Source organism: Bacillus sp. GW821-FHT01G09, assembly GCF_059422205.1.
In genome coordinates, this window is sequence record NZ_JBWKWL010000003.1 from 26,542 (window position 1) to 44,939 (window position 18,398).

The 18,398-nt window shown below is 38.0% G+C and carries 26 protein-coding genes and 1 pseudogene; 2 read left to right on the forward strand and 25 right to left on the reverse strand.

Annotated elements, in window-relative coordinates; genetic code table 11:
- Positions 1-4: 4 nt before the first annotated feature.
- From AC07VD_RS10685 to AC07VD_RS10805, 25 genes and pseudogenes are all read right to left on the reverse strand, one after another.
- The gene (locus tag AC07VD_RS10685) at positions 5-316 is read right to left on the reverse strand and encodes a YqbF domain-containing protein (protein WP_043856837.1); all 312 of its coding nucleotides are present in this window, start codon (positions 314-316) and stop codon (positions 5-7) included.
- A gap of 10 nt (positions 317-326) precedes the next feature.
- Positions 327-1,262, reverse strand: a complete 936-nt coding sequence (locus tag AC07VD_RS10690; RefSeq protein ID WP_043856838.1) for a phage major capsid protein — start codon at positions 1,260-1,262, stop codon at positions 327-329.
- 18 nt (positions 1,263-1,280) lie between these two features.
- Positions 1,281-2,255: an XkdF-like putative serine protease domain-containing protein gene (locus AC07VD_RS10695; RefSeq protein WP_043856839.1), complete on the reverse strand. Its 975-nt coding sequence runs from the start codon at positions 2,253-2,255 to the stop codon at positions 1,281-1,283.
- A gap of 5 nt (positions 2,256-2,260) precedes the next feature.
- A complete protein-coding gene (locus AC07VD_RS10700) occupies positions 2,261-3,139 on the reverse strand; it encodes a hypothetical protein (protein WP_043856840.1) in 879 nt (292 codons plus the stop codon).
- 44 nt (positions 3,140-3,183) lie between these two features.
- Complete coding sequence (locus tag AC07VD_RS10705; RefSeq protein ID WP_302896794.1) at positions 3,184-4,101, reverse strand: phage minor head protein; 918 nt, start codon at positions 4,099-4,101, stop codon at positions 3,184-3,186.
- Positions 4,098-5,630 (reverse strand): phage portal protein, encoded by a 1,533-nt coding sequence (locus AC07VD_RS10710; protein ID WP_302896793.1) that lies wholly within the window; start codon positions 5,628-5,630, stop codon positions 4,098-4,100. Before AC07VD_RS10710 ends, AC07VD_RS10705 begins: the two co-directional genes overlap by 4 nt.
- 3 nt (positions 5,631-5,633) lie before the next feature.
- Positions 5,634-6,929, reverse strand: coding sequence for a PBSX family phage terminase large subunit (locus tag AC07VD_RS10715; RefSeq protein ID WP_302896792.1), 1,296 nt, complete (start codon positions 6,927-6,929; stop codon positions 5,634-5,636).
- On the reverse strand, positions 6,922-7,641 hold the full coding sequence (terS, locus tag AC07VD_RS10720; protein ID WP_494721798.1) for a phage terminase small subunit: 720 nt from the start codon (positions 7,639-7,641) through the stop codon (positions 6,922-6,924). The genes AC07VD_RS10715 and terS overlap by 8 nt, the downstream gene beginning before the upstream one ends.
- Positions 7,642-8,164: 523 nt before the next feature.
- The gene (locus tag AC07VD_RS10725) at positions 8,165-8,353 is read right to left on the reverse strand and encodes a hypothetical protein (protein WP_032722176.1); all 189 of its coding nucleotides are present in this window, start codon (positions 8,351-8,353) and stop codon (positions 8,165-8,167) included.
- A 144-nt stretch (positions 8,354-8,497) separates the two neighbouring features.
- The gene (locus tag AC07VD_RS10730) at positions 8,498-8,953 is read right to left on the reverse strand and encodes a sigma-70 family RNA polymerase sigma factor (protein ID WP_416723809.1); all 456 of its coding nucleotides are present in this window, start codon (positions 8,951-8,953) and stop codon (positions 8,498-8,500) included.
- Between the two features lie 120 nt (positions 8,954-9,073).
- A complete protein-coding gene (locus AC07VD_RS10735; protein ID WP_124048097.1) occupies positions 9,074-10,180 on the reverse strand; it encodes a helix-turn-helix domain-containing protein in 1,107 nt (368 codons plus the stop codon).
- Between the two features lie 34 nt (positions 10,181-10,214).
- Positions 10,215-10,859 carry a hypothetical protein gene (locus tag AC07VD_RS10740; protein ID WP_124048096.1) on the reverse strand — a complete coding sequence of 215 codons (645 nt, stop codon included), beginning with the start codon at positions 10,857-10,859 and terminating at the stop codon, positions 10,215-10,217.
- Between the two features lie 84 nt (positions 10,860-10,943).
- Positions 10,944-11,147, reverse strand: coding sequence for an XtrA/YqaO family protein (locus tag AC07VD_RS10745; protein ID WP_124048095.1), 204 nt, complete (start codon positions 11,145-11,147; stop codon positions 10,944-10,946).
- 173 nt (positions 11,148-11,320) lie between these two features.
- Positions 11,321-11,734 (reverse strand): annotated as a pseudogene (locus AC07VD_RS10750) (RusA family crossover junction endodeoxyribonuclease); the annotation flags it as partial.
- A 95-nt stretch (positions 11,735-11,829) separates the two neighbouring features.
- A complete protein-coding gene (locus AC07VD_RS10755) occupies positions 11,830-11,979 on the reverse strand; it encodes a hypothetical protein (protein WP_003229910.1) in 150 nt (49 codons plus the stop codon).
- Positions 11,970-12,911, reverse strand: a complete 942-nt coding sequence (locus AC07VD_RS10760; protein ID WP_494721797.1) for an ATP-binding protein — start codon at positions 12,909-12,911, stop codon at positions 11,970-11,972. Before AC07VD_RS10760 ends, AC07VD_RS10755 begins: the two co-directional genes overlap by 10 nt.
- Positions 12,793-13,470, reverse strand: a complete 678-nt coding sequence (locus AC07VD_RS10765; protein WP_302897012.1) for a DnaD domain protein — start codon at positions 13,468-13,470, stop codon at positions 12,793-12,795. The genes AC07VD_RS10760 and AC07VD_RS10765 overlap by 119 nt, the downstream gene beginning before the upstream one ends.
- 76 nt (positions 13,471-13,546) lie before the next feature.
- Positions 13,547-14,401: a recombinase RecT gene (locus AC07VD_RS10770; protein WP_494721796.1), complete on the reverse strand. Its 855-nt coding sequence runs from the start codon at positions 14,399-14,401 to the stop codon at positions 13,547-13,549.
- Positions 14,402-14,403: 2 nt separating this feature from the next.
- Positions 14,404-15,360: a YqaJ viral recombinase family nuclease gene (locus AC07VD_RS10775; RefSeq protein WP_494721795.1), complete on the reverse strand. Its 957-nt coding sequence runs from the start codon at positions 15,358-15,360 to the stop codon at positions 14,404-14,406.
- A 103-nt stretch (positions 15,361-15,463) separates the two neighbouring features.
- A complete protein-coding gene (locus tag AC07VD_RS10780; protein ID WP_041055602.1) occupies positions 15,464-15,658 on the reverse strand; it encodes a YqaI family protein in 195 nt (64 codons plus the stop codon).
- Complete coding sequence (locus AC07VD_RS10785; protein ID WP_125825444.1) at positions 15,618-15,791, reverse strand: hypothetical protein; 174 nt, start codon at positions 15,789-15,791, stop codon at positions 15,618-15,620. Before AC07VD_RS10785 ends, AC07VD_RS10780 begins: the two co-directional genes overlap by 41 nt.
- Positions 15,788-16,045: a YqaH family protein gene (locus AC07VD_RS10790; RefSeq protein ID WP_032722183.1), complete on the reverse strand. Its 258-nt coding sequence runs from the start codon at positions 16,043-16,045 to the stop codon at positions 15,788-15,790. Before AC07VD_RS10790 ends, AC07VD_RS10785 begins: the two co-directional genes overlap by 4 nt.
- Complete coding sequence (locus AC07VD_RS10795; protein ID WP_015714341.1) at positions 16,042-16,611, reverse strand: helix-turn-helix domain-containing protein; 570 nt, start codon at positions 16,609-16,611, stop codon at positions 16,042-16,044. Before AC07VD_RS10795 ends, AC07VD_RS10790 begins: the two co-directional genes overlap by 4 nt.
- Before the next feature lie 71 nt (positions 16,612-16,682).
- Positions 16,683-16,823 (reverse strand): hypothetical protein, encoded by a 141-nt coding sequence (locus AC07VD_RS10800; protein ID WP_032679254.1) that lies wholly within the window; start codon positions 16,821-16,823, stop codon positions 16,683-16,685.
- A gap of 29 nt (positions 16,824-16,852) precedes the next feature.
- Entirely contained in the window at positions 16,853-17,083 is a 231-nt protein-coding gene (locus AC07VD_RS10805) for a helix-turn-helix transcriptional regulator (RefSeq protein WP_080332276.1), read from the reverse strand.
- A gap of 176 nt (positions 17,084-17,259) precedes the next feature.
- Here AC07VD_RS10805 and sknR point away from each other — a divergent pair, with 176 nt between their 5' ends.
- Together sknR and AC07VD_RS10815 are read left to right on the forward strand one after the other, a co-directional pair.
- The gene (gene sknR, locus AC07VD_RS10810; RefSeq protein WP_004398704.1) at positions 17,260-17,610 is read left to right on the forward strand and encodes a transcriptional regulator SknR; all 351 of its coding nucleotides are present in this window, start codon (positions 17,260-17,262) and stop codon (positions 17,608-17,610) included.
- A 240-nt stretch (positions 17,611-17,850) separates the two neighbouring features.
- Positions 17,851-18,207 (forward strand): hypothetical protein, encoded by a 357-nt coding sequence (locus AC07VD_RS10815; RefSeq protein ID WP_416723816.1) that lies wholly within the window; start codon positions 17,851-17,853, stop codon positions 18,205-18,207.
- The last annotated feature ends 191 nt before the right edge of the window (positions 18,208-18,398 follow it).

Below are 18,398 nucleotides of genomic sequence, written 5' to 3' on the forward strand. Positions count from 1 at the left end.
AAGGTCACTCCCCTTTGTTATCTATTTGGTTAAGGATGTAGGCAATTCTTTCATCTGCGTTTTTGAAGTCAGACGGATTGCCACCAAGATTAGAAATAATGGATTCATGCTCTGCTTTATTCATACCTTTCAATTCCGATTCAGTATAATTTATCGGATCATCCTTTTGATTATTAAGATTTTTATCTAGCATAAAATATGGATTTTCATTTAAATACTCATAGAGTTTTTTCGATACTGTTTGACTGGCACCTGCTCGAAAGGTAACTCCCATGACATTGTATGTTTTGCCTTTAATAAGCTTTGCAATATACAAGCCAGATCACCTACTCCTTCACTTTCACGATCTTGGCTACGGCGTCTTCTTCTTCAAAAACACTATCTAATTTCGCTGTCAGAACAATGATAAACATACGGCGACGGATGTCTTTATCAACTTCAATCCGAATGTTACGAGAGAATCCGAGAATAATATTCTTCGGGTGAGTAAGGATGATATCAGAAACATCAGTGGCTGTATCTCCCTCTCCAATCGTATAAGGTTGTAAATTCGCAATACCTTTGATCGGAACACCAAAAGCAGAAGAAAGGCCACCTTGAACAGCTGCATCCCCTAAATTTGTTTGACGATCTGCTACACGATCTTTCCATTCAACCTCAATACCAGGCGATGTATAGAACCGAAACTCCTGCGGGATTCGCAAATATTTAGGAGGTACAGCTTTGTACCCTCGCTTAAATGTTTGCCGTGTCAATTCCTCACCTGCAGCATCAACAATGTGAGATGTGGCTTGTTTTCTGATACCATCTAATTGTGCAAGATACGAGTCAGACGAAGATGTATCCCCATTTACAAGTAACTCTTCAATATCAACCGCAGCACGTTCAGCTATCATTTGCATGATTGTATTCTGAAGGCCATCTTTTTCAATGTTGTTTTCAAGTGTGTCATAGGTAATGTTAACTTCAGCAATTACTTCTTTTGTACTTAAGTTAACTGTGCTAGTTGATGGAACTGACTTTTGATCCTTAGTTAGCGCAACTCCCTCTTGGGCTGCCCTTAAAATACGCTGACCAAAGCCGATTTTCTCGATTTTCTGTGTGTCATGATCCATTTGAATAACTCGCGCATCTTTTAAAATAGTTGGCGTGTCTTGAACCATTCGAATAAAAGTTGAAGCTTGAGTAGGATTCATAATCCCACCGCTCTCTAAAGTAGAAAGTGTCATTTCTGCTTTATTAATAACCTCTTGATTTCTCATTCGTATCCTCCTTATACATTAAAACAACCCTGACCAGATTGATTTTTGAACTTGTTCAGAACCCGATTCTTCGGTTTGCTTAGATGTTCCGCGGCTTTTTTCAATGGCTTCAATACGATCGGCGAGCGGTTGAACAGCTTCTGAAATTGCCTTTTTCAACTTCTCGCCCTCTTTTTCAACCTCTTCCTCTGTTTTTTCTTTATCTTTTTTTTTAAGCTCTTCCTCTTTTTCCAATGTCTCGAGACGTTTCTTAATTGGCTCTAATGCTTCTTGAATGGATTTCGTTACTTCCTCCGAAGTCATTTCTTCTTCCTCCTCTTTTGTTTCTACCTGACTCAGTAAATTACCAAGGGCTGCATGAGCATTCTTAATTTCTTGCAGGTTTGAAGCAGAAAACTTTCTGCCCGCCTTTTCAACCGGCTCTTCATATGATTGATGTTGTTTTCCAACAAAAAAGTTTTTGAGCAAATTAAAAAGCCCTTTCTCATCTGTTTTCTCTTGAGAAATGGGCTTTTCTTCTTGTTTTTCAATTGTCTCAGCGGTACCAGCCATGGAATAACCGGTAATTTCACCTTTTTTGATTTGCTCCCATACTTCTTCGGAAGCCTTCGTCACAAGGACCCATGATCCTTTTTTGATGGTTTCCCCATTCATTTCAAAATCTGCAGGCGCGACATAGGACTCAACCACCTCACCAACACCGCCCTGAAAATCATGTTGCTTGTCAATTTGACGAGCATCTTTCAGGAATCCATGTGCGGCCTTTTCTATTTCTGCCGCTGTCATGAAATCCCCGTGTGCGTCCACTGTATCTGGTTCATATACGATTCCATAAACAAGTTTTTGTTCAGCCGCTTCTTTCACGAGGACCTTGACTTCCTTGTAAAAGTCCGGCTGTTTTTCTGACTTCATAAAAAAGAACTGCTTTTGATTAGCAGCCTTGTCCACGTAGGAAACATGTGTGATTTTTGCGTTTACCAATTCTCTTGGCATGTTGTTCACCTCCTTTCAGTTTGTTCATCTGCTTGTCGGTTGTTAATCCGCTCTCTTTCTTCCTTACGATTAGCTCGTTCTTCTTTCCATTCTCGCCATTTTAAAGCACATTTCTTCCATACAAAAGTTAAACCCGCTGAAGCATAATCGATGAATTTCTTTTTCTGTTTTGTGTCATCTGCAAAAGCAAAGTTAATAAACATAGTAAGATAAAGAAATACAAGAGATACTGCAAATATCAAAACCGCAAATTGAATTTTGGGTTTGAAGTCGGCACCCCAAAGAGGAGTATCACCAAAGACAGATAATCCATCAAAAGTTACAAACAGTATAAAAAACAATGACAACCATGTAACTGCATAAAAGGTACTTTCTATAAAGAAAGAGATTCTTAGAAAAAAGCGGAACAGATAATTCATGTCTACAGTTTTCTTATACCAGTTGTAGTCCTTATATACAGTTTCAAAAAGTTTCCAATACTCTTTTTCGATATGATACCTTAAGCTCCCTATCTTAAAAAATAATAATTTCAAACTTTCTTCATCAAAGTTATTTAGATATTGATTAAAAGCTGTTTGAGCCTCAAAATACTTGTTAATTAGCTGTCTATTCCCAAGCTTTGAAACACTTATTTTTTTAGGAGCATAAGTGTTGAAAAAATCATTAATTAACTTAATTTTATACTGTTTATCCTCTACTGCTTCAATGTTTTTAACTGTAAAATACATAGGCTCTATTAACTTTTCTAAGTTACTTTCAGCATTCTTATAAAACCTTTCAAGGTCCTTGTGACGAATATTCGAAATAAAAGCAATAAATGCTGATACAAGAACGGCAATAACAGGTATATACCCCTTTAGTAATTCCAAAAATTCGAAGTTCATGTAATAACCCCATTCTTCAAAATATATGAGAAAATTATACTATATTATTCCATTCTTGCTAAGGCTTCTCTTCGAATTTCTTCTTTTTCTTCGGCTGACAACCCTAAAATCATGTTATCTACCACAGGAGAAAGAACACAATGACAATGAACCCGCTCACCTGCAGAAAGTTTAGGATCTCGCGGAAACATGCAACTCTCGCTGCTACCTGGTATCTGAAATTCTTCATCTAAGCCAATTACTGTTCCATCAAGATCGATGTGATTCTCACGCGGGTTATTTTTCTTTCCTCCGCTGTGCCGCCATTTCTTTTTCTTTACTGCCGGCGACTGTGAATATGATTCATGCTGTGCGGCAGAGGAAGCGGCAAGCACTTCAGTTATGGCTGTGGTACGGGCCCGCTCTCTATCAAATTGAGGCATTTCTTTGAGAGTCAATTCAATGTCGTGTATAGATGATCCGTTCTCGATAGCATCTGTCAGTACGTTTTCCACCGCTTCATGAGTATTCAGCTTCATGATCCCAGCCAGCTTCTTTGACCAATCCTTAATCCAATTAATCGTACGATTTGATAAGACTTTAAAAGGCACTTCTGGATCTATAAAGTCCATGATCATTTCGGCCAATTCTTCAATGGTCTGCTGCAAGAATCCCTCGGTCAGTTCATGAATTTCTTCCTCGAAGTCATCCTCCGCAAAAAGGTTCTGAGTAAAAAACACTAAAAGGGCTTCTAACGTCTCTTTTGAGTCTTTGCTTACAAAACCATTCAGACCATCTAAAAACTTCTTACGCTGGCGTCTGAGTAATCTAGCGATGCCTTTTTCATATTCCTCCACATACTTGGGTATATTAGATTTGCCAGGAAAGTCAGGTACCATCTCCCCCAATTGTTTATACTGATTTTCCTTGGCTTTTTGAATAAATGCGTTCAGACTGTCCAATAGCTTATCCGTTTTGTTCATCTCTTCAAATCCTCCAGAACATCCCGCATATCTTTTAATAACCCGATCATATCAGGAGTACCGTTCTTAAATTTAAACAGCGCAGCCAAAGGATCGGAAGCGGACGACTCGTTAGTTTTACTAAGCGGCCTGTTGTATTCTTCTTCTGGCCATTCTTCAAGTGTCTTACCGAGTACCCGTCCAGCCAAATCGCGTAAATCATTCGGAGAAACTGCACCTGCTGTTATAAACGGTGTTAGAACCTTAGCAATTTCTAAAGGATCTCTAAAGTCTGGCCCTTTTAGTTGGAGACGGACTTTATGAATTTCAAGATCATTTAGAAATAAAGCATTCAGTTTACCTGTGATTAACTTTCGTTCAGGCTGAAAAACTTGTTCCTCAGTTATCTTTCTTGCTGTATCCGCAGTCGCTCTGTTGTAATCTTGAGCTTCACCTGTATAAAGTGGAGGCAAACGAAAAGCCGACCTAATTTTGTCTCGGCTCTTTTGGTCATATTCAAGAAACAAAGCATCCTCTTGAAGGATTTCAGCAAGTGATTTAATATCGACTTTCACGGGAGCAATATCTTCATCACCATGAATGTTTTTCCCCTTCGCTATACCTTCCGCTTCAAGTAAAAGAAACTTATGAGCATTTTCTACTCCTTCTAATCCATTCATATAATCCTGCAATTGTGTGTATGAGTCCTCTGACAACATACCATTTTCAATTGTAATGGCAGCGGGAATGTGTCTACCTTGCTTGAAGTACAGGAAGTTCAGCTCTTCAGCTTTTCGAGCACCATACAAATTAACAATATGGCCAATCCATCGAGGCCTTCCATAAGTACCGCTTCCGATTTTGAAGTGAACCACTTCATTTGCTCGTTTTTCGAATGGAGTCTGTTCATCATATTGACCCGTCTCTAAATTTAAAGTACGAGGATCACCATACTCTTTAAAGTAAACCATACGACCGTCAATCATCTGAACATACTTACGAAATCGTTTTTCTCTTTTGATTGATTTCATTTGTCCTTGTTCGAAGTATGTAAAATCAACTTCGATTGGTTCAGACAGTTTGCAAACCCGAACATTTTGAACGTCCATATATTCAATACCGGCTGGCTTATTTTCACCGTTTCGAATGACCTCAATAAAGCCATTGCCCGTCTTTTCTCGGTCTTCAATAACAAAGCCGAGTACAGTCTCAGTCGACTCATCAAAGTGAAGATATTTAACGAATCCTTCAAGCTTGGTCCATTCACTTTCAGCTTCTGTTTTTTCTTCATTTGTCACATCTGGCGAATTCACATCAAACGCATACTCAAAATCAAATCCAAAGCCCACAATATTTGTCCTGTAGGCATCAACACATTGCTGTAAGATCGTTGAATACTCAGCAATCATCTTTAATTCTTTGAGATTATACGGAGGCGGTAAAATATTGCTGTCATAACTGTCCGCGAATTCATCTTCATAAATTTGTTTCGTTGATTCAGTAGGTGGTGAGGCTTTGATCACTCGTGCTTTAACAGATTGTTTTGACATACTTTACCTCCTTCCTGGTCTTGATCTTTGCGGTCTTCCTTTAGATTCTTCTTTCAAATCAGTTACCTCGTAGTCATCAAGTGCATACCAAATAGCTGACAGTGTATGTGGGTCTATGGTGAACTCGTCTTCTAAGATGTTCCCCAGCTTATCGGTAGCATAAGTGAGCGGTTTAAGTTCATAAATCGTGTTCTCGCAACGATCAGAGCAAATAATCTTCTTGAACCGTTTGATCTTCTTTGTGTATTGGAGTCGTGATCCTTGGTACTTACGGGCGCCCACCATATTGAAACCGTGTTGCTGAAAGTAACGTATTGTTTTGGGCTCTGCTGAATCCGCCTTGATTAATTCCTTAGTCTCTGCAAATTCCTTAAGTTCTTCGGCCGCCTTATCGTCCGTTAGTCCATTTTTGTAATACTCCCAGTAGATATAGAGATATTTCTTTTCATGATCCACAGCAACCCTAACAACGGCGTTATAGGATTCCACAAAACCAAAGTCCATGCCAACCCGTTTAAGAGGGCGGTTAATATCAGCGATAGCCTTCAAAACCTCTTCATGCGGTCGCTCTTCGAATTGCGGCAGTACCCGTATTCCATTCACGCCAAAATGACCTTTCCGCGCAATTCGGTAAAGGTCTGGATCGTATTCCTTCAATTCTTCAAGTTGCTGGACATAGCTTTCTGGCAGGAAAAGATTATCATCTGCCGTTGAGTGATGATAATAGGTGTCGTTAATTACGACAGTCCGCTTTTCATATAGCTCTTTATCATCCAGTACAAAGCGCTTCTCCCTATCATCCTTGAAGAAATGTTTAAAAGTCCAATTGTCCTCTCCGACTGGATTTGTCGAAAGTATCATATGAAGCAGCAATGTCGGATGACGAAGACGTCCTAACAGCTCCTTGAATCCCTCATACTTCACTTCAGAACATTCCTCAATCCAAATGAGTGAAATATTATTGATTGATTTTAGTTTGGCTGGCTTATCCATCCCTTTAAAGATGATTCTGCTTCCATTTGAAAATCGAATCTGCATAGGAGAAGATACACACCTAACAATGTGATCTAATTTCAGATCACTTACAAGTTCATCAAAAAGAGAAAATGTTGAGTCCCTATGTGTGTCATACACCTCTCTGATAACAAGAGCAGTACGTTTTTCTTTGAGCAATTTCAGAACAATCTTGAGCGCCACATGATAGCTTTTGGATGATCCATAACCACCTACGAGAAACTGAAACTTTTGATTCCAGTCAAAGAGAAATTCTTTAAAATGAGGATTTACTTGTTTAATCACTGTCATCACCTTTGTTCACAATGGTGATTTCAAAAGGTTTATCTTCTTCTGTAAGTTCTTCGATTTCTAATTTTTTCTTGTCTATACTTAAACGCATATGCTCCAATTTAAGGCGTCGTTCGTCTTCCGAATGGGCTAGTTCATCAAACTGTTTAATTAAGTTCCTGAGCTCTGCCATTGCCCTAGATTGAGCATTCAAGAACGTGGCATGACGATCCCAAGAAAATTGGAATTCGTATTCTTCCTCTTCGACTTCGTTCGTCTCAGATAGGACAGATTTTTTCTTTTTCAGTTCCTTAATCATTTCTTGCTTTTCAGAAACGAACATAATTTTTTGCGCCCTTATAATCGCAGCATATTGGATCTGTATCTGATCCCATATCATATCGACAGGTGAGCGTTCCTGAATCCCTTCCATGATGGTTAGTGTTTCTTTTGGCAGGAACTTTGAGAAGAATCCATGTATCACAGCGTTTTGATTTCCATTTGGTGCACCACCCTTATTCCCTAAAGCATTTTTGTTACCGAGTGGTGCACCTACTTTTTTTGTGTGCACACTTTTCTTGGAGGGTGCACCCTTTTTTCTTTGCCAACCATGCCGCTGTTTCCACGATTTAATGGTGTTCACTGACACTCCGTACTTCTCGGCAAGATCCTTGTATTTCATACCTTTGACGTAATCTTTATACGCCTGTATGTGCTTTTCAATCATCTACATCCACCGCCGCCTCCTTTGAATTGAGTTGTTTTGAAATCAATGTGCTGGAATAAATGTAACCAGCCAAAAAATAAAAGCTCCCCCATGTAGGAGAGCGCATATGGTACTTTTTCTCGCACTTAAAGAACCTATTACAGTTCTATTTTTCGATAATCTTGATCATCTAATAGCCTAATAAGATAATTTATTTTTTTCCTTTCTTTTTTTTATGTTTATTATCAAAAAAACCAAATACAACTGCCAATGCAATAATTATCGCGACCCACCAAGACCAATCCACTTTATTACCTCTTTTCTATAAATATTAATTTAAGTAACCTGCTTAATTAGCTGCCTTCATCGGTACTGCTAATATTGATACGTTTATAATAAGTTCTAGGTTTCATTAATCATATCCTCTCTAAGCTAAGCCATTACTCAGAGGCTGTTAGTCGCAAATAATCTCTTCTAAGATAAAGGACATGGTTACATCGCAAATTAAAAGAGCATCCCGAGGGATACTCTTTTTTAATTAGTTTTATCTTTTTTTCACATCAAATTGCGTTACAAGTCGCATGTTTACATTTGCAATACGCTTACCATCTTCAAACTCATACCAATGTTCACATTCTTGCAATTCTTTTATAAGTGCTTTTTCAGATTCGGCAATTACTTTAGCTGTTCTTACATTTTCATTATCAAACCAAAAAACAACCTCAAATTTCATAATCTTTCACCTCTTGCTTTATTATCGGGCAAGAGGTCTATAAATGGAATGGTTCGCAAAATTTGTCGAATGATTTATTATCCTGTGTACTATATAGTTTAGGTGGCTCAATAAAATTTCTGCCGCGCCGACCTGCCTCCCATTTTACACCACAGATTTTTTCGGATTCAACAAAGGCTCAAAGTGGCAATCTTGGCATAATTGACTGATCAACTCGTCTTTCATTTTGCGTACAGTTTCCCGTGAAATGCCAAGGTGAAGGCCAATAGCACGGTAACTCATCCCCTCCATCATGCAATCATAAATTACTTTGTGCTGCTCCCCTTTGATCTTTTCAGCCCCTAATTCAACTGCATATACTCGCTCCTCATAATACTTGAGCCGTTTGAAAAGACGTTCTTCTCTAATATCCATTTGCCGCAATTCAGCCTGACTTTTCCCAGGACTGCCTTTTGGCATAGCTGCTTCTAATCCATATTGTGAAACACACCAATTTCTCATGGGAATAGTCGAACCATAAAGTACTCTTTGCAAACGACGAACCTCTTTCACCATCCAGTGATAGCTATTTATTAGATTTTCAATTTCTTTTCGATTCATGATTGTTCCTCCTTTCCAAATAAAAAAAGGACACTAATCAACACACAAAATTACTTGTGCGAGGTTAGTGCCCATAGGTTTTTCCTTTTTGGACATTCATATATTCCCTACGTTAAGGTGTTATTTAAGCCTTATAATATTATCTAAATTCACAAATTCATCAACTTCACGCAAAAAACCTTCATCTAAATTAGCTAGGCTCTCTATCTCCTCTATATTTAAGCTGATTTCTTCTGCTAATTGATTTTTACTTTTAACCTGGTGCTCAATAATTAAATCAAAAGCTTGTTTTAAAAGTACTGGTATTTCTTCTATCGCTGGCTCAAAAGGCTCCCCTTTTCTCCAGCCTTTACTAGAGATTTGTCTCCATAGATAAGATTTTTGGTTATCAGATATTAAGTTAAGTGAAGAAGCTCTATAAACAAGGGCCTGTATTGAAAGTTTCCACCTTTTTTTCATCGATATAAAATATTCTAATGATGAACTAATGAATTCTTCCATAAAAGATTCTTTTGGCAAAAGAAAACTCGACGCAAAATAGTCTGCCTCTTCCTCTAGTCTATTGTAAATCTTCTTATCATTAAATTCATTTAATTTTAGGTGACGATGCAATATCAAGTGACCTAATTCATGAGCTAAATCAAAACGACTTCTAGAAAATGAACGTTTATTATTCCCTAGAAGTATAAATGGTCTGCCCTGTTTATCCCACGCAGAACAAGCATCAATTTTAATGTCTGCCATAGTAACTTTACTAACAACAATACCGTTCTTCTCCATAAGTAATATTAAATTACTAATAGGCCCTGCATTTAATCCCCAAGCTTCTCTTAGTTGCATTGCAATTTCGTCGATATCCTCAAAATCTAGAGGTTGGAAAAATGAGTTATTTTTAACATTACTCGGCAAATTAACGGAAGGGAAATCTAAAATATTATCCAAGTAATGTTGTACTTCAATTAACCACTCAAGTTTTATTTCATGTATTTTCTTTAGCTTTTTTGAAGATATAGCTCTGCTTCTAAAAAAAACAGGTTTTCCGGTAATATTTTCATTAAGTGGCTTTAAGAAAAATCTAAAAGGTAAGTTTAATTCTAAAATCATTTTATCAAGTAACGATGGGGTTGGCATTGACTGGCCATTTTCGTATTTTGATACCATTTGATGAGAAACCCCTATTCTGTCAGCAAATTCTCTGGTTGTCATTCCTTTAGCTTCTCGTCCCATCCTTATTCTTTCTGGTACAATGGACGAGAATCGTTTAAGACGATCCTCCAACTTTTAGCACTCCTTGAGCAAAATTTTTAAACCCTACTAATTGCTCTGGTTTAATTTTATTCTCTTCTATATTTTTATTTTTAATCAGGTTGATTTCTTTGGTTAAATCAATGAAATCATACCATCCACCTTTATTATCGGGTATTCCTAGGTTAGCAAAAACCAAGTGACCGTTATCATTACCATGTGTTAATTGCAAGTAGCCTGGTTCTTCTTTAATCTCATAGTCTTCAGTCCAATACAACTGATTGCTTTTTTGAAGCATAGACCTAAATTTAGCACTTCTAGCAGTTTTAAATTTACTTGATGTCCTGCTAACAGTTATTTTTAAATTATCACTTTCTAGCTCTAAATGAAGAGCAGATCGATTTGAATTAGGAATAATAGATGACTTTAATCCAAGTGTTCCGCTTTGGGCAGCGTCCCTAAGTACATATTCTACTGCTATATGGTCGAGATAACCCCGATGCCTTTCCCCAATAGACCATTGTAAAAATGTATTTTTTTTCATACACTCGGTAACTAAATCATAACCATTTTGCACCAAGGGTACAAAATGTCGACGAACACTTAGAGGGATCTCTTTATTAATTAATTCTTTTGCATCTAAAGGGGTTGCGATGTGCACACTAACACTCCTCTTTTTTATTTATTGCAACCATTTTACACTTTTTATTAATTTTCGGCAACCACAATTCTTTTTTACAACTCCTTAAAACTTCAATCCAAAATCATATAGAAGTCTCGAAAATTCGCCATCCATTGTTTGGATACTAACCTTTCCATATTGAGGTGTTTCAGCCACATACGCCTTATCATTCTTCCCATCAATGATTATTACTGTAATTTTTCCTTTCTTTAGTTGGCTACTAATAGGGGTTTGTTCTATATCTTTAAGTTCCATAGGTAGGTTCATTTTGCAGCACTCTCCATTGATTTAGTTTAGTGAAATACATACTGACAGTTTTGTTCACAATAAGTACATAATCCCACTAACCCTAAAAACTAACTACATCTTTGCCCTTCATTTTTTCCCTGTTTAACTACATATTTTGTTCCATTAATGTAATTATTCCTTTGTGGTAGTGGCTTCACCTTAATTTCAACCCTCGGCTCTTCGCTATAAAACTTACTGACTTTCAAATCCACAACCTGACTATCATCTTTGTATATCAGATGATTCAAAGCATCTTTCACGCCCTTTACATAGTTATCAACATCAGGCTTTGTAGTAGGCCGCAGAAGACCATTTTCAGCTTTCTCTTTCTTCTTTTTTGAGTTTGCAACTGACTTAGGCATTGGTCTGTACACTTTGACATCCATTGAGACAGGACCAGTAATAATTGTTTCTGGGCGATGCTGAGACGCAACCAATGCCACATACTGTTTGAAATACTTTGATTTCGCTGGATCACGCATATGCACCTTCCCATTTCGTATTGATCCACGCGGCCGTCCTTGTGCGACTGGCTCACCATAAACAGTGAACTTAATGCAATCCAACTGTTCTTTACCTCCCGTCAAGCTGTTCCCATAACTTAATTTCTTTTTCTATTCTCGGTGCAGAAAGTAAAATTATCAGCAGAGACACGACTGCTTTAAGCACTCAGCATCCGCTCCATTTGCTTTATTTTTTCCTCAAGTAAACGGATTGTTGGTGTAAGATCTTTACCTTCATTTCGATTTGAAGGGCCAAATATATAAAGTCCACCAGTTGCTTTTATATTCGTTTTCTTTTTCATTCCCAATCACCTAACCTATGATTTAATTGCATTCGATCGCCTCTAATAATCACTATGTAATCACGGCACATCTGGTGAATTCGTGAACCAAGAGCCTCGTCTATATCCAAAATCTCATCGATTGTTAACTCCGAAGAAATCAGCAAAGGTTTGTGATTTAAATACCGATAGTTCAAGACTGACTGGATTTGTTCAACCTGCCAATCGGTTGCCCTTGGTTGACCGTTTATTGGTTTAAATAAGTCATCAATGAATAGAACTTCGACCTTTCTCATGGCATCGAGTTTCGCTTCTAAGTTACCAAAGTTAGCTTTCAAATCACCCATGCCCTCTACATAAGGGAAATACATGCAGTGTACTGATTTTTTCTTGATCAGATTATTCATAATCGCCGTGAGCAAATGAGTTTTACCGCTGCCTGGCTGTCCAAGTAATGCGATACTGTTTTGCCTTTCTCCTTTGATCTTTTGAAAATCTTTATAGTATTCCACTGCACACTCATAAGCGTCCTTGATCATGTCGGGTTTACCGTCCGTGATGAAGTTACCAAAGAGAAGCTTTTCAAATTCTTCTGTAATGCCACTAGCTGCCATGAGTCTGGCAATTTTCTTTCGTCTCACACATTCACACTGTTTTGAATAAGTATCTTTCCATTCACTAGCTTTGTTCGGCGTGCAAACCTTCCCCAAAAGAAAATCATCTTCAGGCACCATTTCATCTGGAACCATAAGATCTAACTGTTCATCCAAATGCCAAGGAGTGTCCTTATGAACCCGATAAACGATAATTCCACGATCCTTACAATAAGGACAATCAAATTCAGCCTTTTCTTCGGATGCGGCCTGTTTTGTTCCCAAAAAGCGGGCTGACTTTTCCCGAAGTTCCTGCATGATCGTTTGAAATGCGGTGTCTATACTGACTGCTTTGTTTATAGCCATATTGTTTCTCCTTTCTCTTTTGAGTGAATGGATTTGATAAGATGGCTTGAACATATGACAAACTTGCTGATTTCCCCTTTAGCTGAAACGCTGTCTTGATAGCCTCCATCACTTTTTCTTCACCATAATCGTCGACCATGTATCCAATTCGCTGTGCCTCTATAGGACCGACTGACCGAGCAACTTTGTTTTCATATAGCTCAAAGGCATTTTTCATTTTGTCATCGACCTCCTGATGTTCAATCTCAGCTGGTTCCAAAGCTTTTTTCTTCATGTAATTTCCTAGCTGTATGTAGTCCGCATAATGAAGTATGGTGACGATGAACCCTCTTTTTTGTGGAAGACGGTGCAATTTGATATATCCCTGTTTCTCCATTCGGTCTAGTGAGTATTTGATCTGTGCAGCTGACCAGTTAAAATTTTTTGCAAGTTCCACAATTTTGATAATGGTCTGCCCAAGCTCTAGCTCTTGATTTGGCCTGTATTCAGCTCTTTTGAACAAGTGATCATAAATTTTTTCATCCCTAAACTCTTTGAATGGTAGTCGGGGTATGACCACATACCCCATTGCTTTTATGTCCAAGTCACTCACCTACTTCCTTTCACAGAGTGCAGTTATGTCACAGGTGCCGGCCTCAATCGAACGGAAGTTCATCTTCTTTTATGTCTACAGGCTTACCGTCAAAAGGATCAGCTTCTTGTTCGCTTGTTTTTTCCGGTTCGTCTTTGTTTGAAGGCTCGGAATCGATAATTTCTGAACTATCCGCTTCATTGGTAATGTCAATCCGTTCTCTTGTTTCATCTTCCTCAATAACGGCTTTTTGCATTTCAACAGAGAGAATCCCCCACTTGCTCAAAACTGCTTTTAATACAGTCTTAAGAGCCATCGCATCCCAATCATTTTTCCATCCAAAATCAGACTTACTGAATTTCTTTTTGTGCTTTTCTACTTGTGCCTTTGTCCAGTACACTGTTTTTCGGAAGCCATTTATCAACTCAAAATAAGCTGCATAACCACTTACCGCGTCTGATTCTCGTTTTTCAAAATCAATCTCGATCTCCTCAGTCAATGGATTCCACTTCTGCAATTCTCCTTCATGAATCGGTATGCAATTGATGGACTTATATTGGCCTGTTCGCAAGGCAAGCTGTATATATCCTTTGTATCCAAGCTGGAATTGAGCCTTTCCTCCATAAGGAACAATCCAGGCATACCCTAAGTTTTTATCTATAGGCAGATCGAGTGTAGCTGCCACCATTGCTGAGGAAATGACGCTCATAGGATCTGTTTTCTGTAACATCTGCTCGCTGTTATAAAGGCTTAAGATAGAGGCAGTAAACTGTGTAGCCCTCTTCCCTAACACTTCCTCAAATCGCTTAATAACGGATGGTGAGGAAAGCAAGCCTTTCATGGTTGCTCCTTGTTGTTGCACAGGTGCGTTTTTTTGCTTCTTTTGGATGTTGTTTTTAATTGATTGATTAGTAGCCATAATCAGCTAACCTCCTTGATTGCAAAACGTCTGAAATGAGTTTCCTTTTTGACCTTCTCGTAAATATCCGGAAACTGCTCTTTAAGCTTTTTCGTGTCAACTCGATTTGAGACAACAGGCTTCCAACAAGCTTGATAGTTTCCGATAAACCCGTACTCTGCATCCTTCATTTCATGTTTGATTTGGTTCTCTAATTCTTTTGCCTGGCTTTGTAGCTCTGAGATCTGCTCCTTAAGTTGCAAATATTGTTGAATACGTTCTCGATTAGCCGCAGTTAAATCAATAGCTTTGTTATTTTCCGTTTCGGCATATCGTTTTTTGAGGTATTCCTCCGCAGCACTTGAACCATCTAAAGCAGGAGCTTGTCCACCTAAAACCTTGTCATTCCAGAACTCAATCTCTGCTTCAAAGATCATGTCAATTAACTCGTCGTCTCTCTCAATCTCTTTCCAAACAAACTTGTTTCCGCCAATCAGCACAGCAAAGTAAGCCTTCTGATATTCAGGTCCAAGTACACCCAGGTAATGCTGGACCTGAACGATATAGCTCTCGGGAATTTCTTCGTCTTCCCATTCCTTTAAGTTGTAGGCTGATGTTGTTTTACATTCAAGGATCGCTTTTTCACCAACGATCATTCGGTCAACATTAGCCAATATGAAATCATGTTCTGGGTGTTTGAGTATTGCTTTTTTACGTCTAACCTTCTTGCCACTACGTATCTCAAATTCTTTTGCAACAATGTCTTCAAACAATGATCCAAAGTAAGCAGCTTCACTTTGCGATTCACTAACAGGGACCTGTCCTGTTTTGTCTAACCATAATTCAAAAGGTGTCTTCCACTTGTTTAACCCCAAGATAATGGATGCATCTGAGCCGCCAATTCCTTTTCTTCTTTCAATAAGCCATTCATCACGGCTCATTTCAGAAGTCTTAGCAAGAACCTCAGATCTTCTTGTCATAACCCTAACCCCCATTGTTTTTATTGAGGCTATCTGATAAAATATTTGCACATGAGTTTTTATTGATAGCCTTTAAAGAAGTCCACTTTGCCGAGTGGGCTTTTTATTGCGCATTTTTAAATTCAAAACCAAGTTGCTCCCTTAGATATCTTTCCAAGTTCTCTCTGAGAATGATTTCGCCGCCATCAATTACATAATCATCAACTGGAGTTACTTCATCACCGTAAAAATCTATTTGCACACCCGTTTCAGTCAGCTTATCGTGCCAGTTGTTTATGACCATTGGGTTTTCGACCATTCATATTCTCCTCTCTGAATTTGTCTGCACGTCTATCCCATAACAGATGGAATTCACTATTGTTACGAATCATCGCACACCATTTACGAACTTCCAGAGCAGTTGCCGGCTTATGAACATAATGAACTATCATCCTATACACCTGCTCACTACTGTTAAGTTGATGCCTCGCTGTTGCATTTTCAATGCTGTTTCATAAAGCTGTCCTTTGTTTGCCAGCCGGCTAATATCCTCAGTAAGAACCTTGATGCTTCCAGCGAGACTAATCGCTTCTTCATAATCACCATCACGCAATGCCTCTGACAGCATGATTGCTAACTCTTCTGCTGATTCGATTTTTCTTTTTGCGATAGGAACATCTGCCTTCAAGAAATGATTTGTATTCATACTGAAACCGCCTGCCTTCCTTCTTGTTTTGCCATAGCAACTTGATCAACTAAAGCTTTCCGTGTCCACCTATCTGCAAGCTCCTGCATTTTCAACCCGTGAGTACGAACAAGTGAATAAATTAATGTTTTGTTAGCCGCAATCAAATCAAAAATCTGCTTAATATCTGCCATCGGCAGCTCTTCTGTTTTACCTGGCCGGTTATCCGTAAGCCAACGGGCTAAATGTTTGGTTGCTTGTAATGCTTCCTCCAATTGGTGAACCATATTAATCACCGCATTACTTGCACATTCATTAAGTGCCGGATCAATAGGAGCAGCGGCTGTGGGATGAAGTTTAAATAAGTAATGGACAAGATCAATATGTTCATAGGCATCACACTTCTCAAACCACTTGATACATAACTCTGGAGTGAGCTTGGCAAGTCCATTTTCAACATCTGAAACATACCTTTGATCCTTACCTCCGATTAACTTGCCGATTTGGTATTGGGAAAGACCTGCAGCCTTTCGGGCACTACGCATAATCTGCGGTAAATTTCGCATGTTGTATGGGTTGTTCTCCATATGTTTGCCTCCTGATATATTTGATTTTCAGTTTTAAAATTGAAGTTAATAGACCATGCTGTATATATGACTTAGGCTGATTCCTTTTTCTTTTGTTGTGCAAGCTTCTCTTGATGCTCATTCATGCGCTGAACAAGTATGCCACTGAGGTATTTGTAAGCTTTGGCCTCTGCCTGTTCAAACAGCGGTCCTTTTTTCAAGATGACTTTCATAATTAAAAGGCCTCCTTTGTAAATTCCAATCATGCTGAATCCTTAGAATTATGTTTCGTTTCGTTACATACATCATCAAAAAAAATAGTCCAATCAAAGCCCAATTTCTCTCCTATTTTTTTTGAGACAATAACACTAGGCTTCCTAGTACCATTTTCTATCATGGTGTAGTATGCTCTACCAATCTGTGCAGCTTTGGCAACCTCTTCTTGAGTAAACCCTTTTTCTAAGCGGTTTTTCTTAAGCCATTTTCTCATCAGGTTTCACCCCCTTAATCAGAAAATGTAACGTTTCGTTACTTAGATAATAGTATCAATTCGTTACATTGTCAACACATTTTCATAAAAAAAGTATCGTTTTGTTACCAAAACTTATATGTAACTCTTTGTTACGTTACAATGAGATATAGAATAAAAACAAAAGTCAGGTGATTAATATGTTCTCCGAAAACTTGAAAAAGTGCAGAAAACAAAAGAAACTAACCCAACAAAATATGGCTGATAAACTTGGAATTACTCGGCCTGCCTACACCGCCTATGAACTAGGTAGTCGTGAGCCTGACTATAAAACCTTAATTAATATTTCAAACATACTTGATGTTTCTTTGGATTATCTTCTTAAAGGAGAAAGCAATGAAAAAGTATTTCAGGATGAAGCAAAAAAAGTGTTAAACGATCCTGAAACATTCCTTGCAGCTAAAGACGGTGAAGTAACTGATGAAATTCTACAGGCTGCTTTGGAGATTATTACGGAGCAATTAAAAGAAAGACGGAAATCAGATAAATAAACGCAGTTAGTATATTATTATTTATTTCTGTTTATTATGTTTAATTCTGTTTACTAATAAGATTTAGATTCTCATTTATATCTCAATCATACCCTCATTTATAAAGTGACTTTTGAATCCCATACAAACCCTTACGTGGCAAGGGTTTTTGTTGTTTTTCTCATTTATATTTTCATTTATGTTTCTTTTACATTTTCATATATAAAAATGAAGTGGCCTATTACATAAGGAGCGTTTAGTGTGAAGAGAACCATTGAGTTTTTTTTAAGTTTGACAGGGAGCCTATTGGGTGTTGTAGCATCTATTTTTGCTTTAGTTATCGCCTATTTTGATTTATTTTTTCATTTAATTAGATACTTTGAAATGACAAGCGACCTTCTTGTTGAGGCATGGGTATCCTTGATCCTTTCATGTATTGGGTTTACAGCTTCAATTGTTGTCTTATTTAAGCCAAAGTTGAGCAGTGTTCTACTATTTGTCTCAGGGGGAGGACTTATATGTATTGATTGGTTCTATTTAATACCAGCTATACTTATGATCATCCCCGGGATCATGGTATTTGTAAGGAAAGAAAAATCTGCTCTTAAATCAGTTTGAATCTGAAAACAAAAGAACCGCGACTGGCGGTTCTTTTTTATAATGCAATTCATACTTTAAATAAACTTTTTGTAGATAACCCTCTAGAAACAAACCATCATTTGCAAGTATCCATGCAACAGGATACCCCCTCACCTAGACGCATTTTCCTATGAAAATAGTCTTGGTTTCCCTATAATATTTAACGGATC

Bases quoted from the DNA above. Each gene is read 5' to 3' on its own strand.
- AC07VD_RS10690 (WP_043856838.1), bottom strand. From the start codon at position 1,262: ATGAGAAATCAAGAGGTTATTAATAAAGCAGAAATGACACTTTCTACT.
- AC07VD_RS10695 (WP_043856839.1), bottom strand. From the start codon at position 2,255: ATGCCAAGAGAATTGGTAAACGCAAAAATCACACATGTTTCCTACGTG.
- AC07VD_RS10700 (WP_043856840.1), bottom strand. From the start codon at position 3,139: ATGAACTTCGAATTTTTGGAATTACTAAAGGGGTATATACCTGTTATT.
- AC07VD_RS10705 (WP_302896794.1), bottom strand. From the start codon at position 4,101: ATGAACAAAACGGATAAGCTATTGGACAGTCTGAACGCATTTATTCAA.
- AC07VD_RS10710 (WP_302896793.1), bottom strand. From the start codon at position 5,630: ATGTCAAAACAATCTGTTAAAGCACGAGTGATCAAAGCCTCACCACCT.
- terS (WP_494721798.1), bottom strand. From the start codon at position 7,641: ATGATTGAAAAGCACATACAGGCGTATAAAGATTACGTCAAAGGTATG.
- AC07VD_RS10725 (WP_032722176.1), bottom strand. From the start codon at position 8,353: ATGAAATTTGAGGTTGTTTTTTGGTTTGATAATGAAAATGTAAGAACA.
- AC07VD_RS10730 (WP_416723809.1), bottom strand. From the start codon at position 8,953: ATGAATCGAAAAGAAATTGAAAATCTAATAAATAGCTATCACTGGATG.
- AC07VD_RS10735 (WP_124048097.1), bottom strand. From the start codon at position 10,180: ATGGGACGAGAAGCTAAAGGAATGACAACCAGAGAATTTGCTGACAGA.
- AC07VD_RS10745 (WP_124048095.1), bottom strand. From the start codon at position 11,147: ATGAACCTACCTATGGAACTTAAAGATATAGAACAAACCCCTATTAGT.
- AC07VD_RS10760 (WP_494721797.1), bottom strand. From the start codon at position 12,911: ATGGCTATAAACAAAGCAGTCAGTATAGACACCGCATTTCAAACGATC.
- AC07VD_RS10770 (WP_494721796.1), bottom strand. From the start codon at position 14,401: ATGGCTACTAATCAATCAATTAAAAACAACATCCAAAAGAAGCAAAAA.
- AC07VD_RS10775 (WP_494721795.1), bottom strand. From the start codon at position 15,360: ATGACAAGAAGATCTGAGGTTCTTGCTAAGACTTCTGAAATGAGCCGT.
- AC07VD_RS10780 (WP_041055602.1), bottom strand. From the start codon at position 15,658: ATGGTCGAAAACCCAATGGTCATAAACAACTGGCACGATAAGCTGACT.
- AC07VD_RS10785 (WP_125825444.1), bottom strand. From the start codon at position 15,791: ATGATAGTTCATTATGTTCATAAGCCGGCAACTGCTCTGGAAGTTCGT.
- AC07VD_RS10790 (WP_032722183.1), bottom strand. From the start codon at position 16,045: ATGAATACAAATCATTTCTTGAAGGCAGATGTTCCTATCGCAAAAAGA.
- AC07VD_RS10795 (WP_015714341.1), bottom strand. From the start codon at position 16,611: ATGGAGAACAACCCATACAACATGCGAAATTTACCGCAGATTATGCGT.
- AC07VD_RS10800 (WP_032679254.1), bottom strand. From the start codon at position 16,823: ATGAAAGTCATCTTGAAAAAAGGACCGCTGTTTGAACAGGCAGAGGCC.
- sknR (WP_004398704.1), top strand. From the start codon at position 17,260: ATGTTCTCCGAAAACTTGAAAAAGTGCAGAAAACAAAAGAAACTAACC.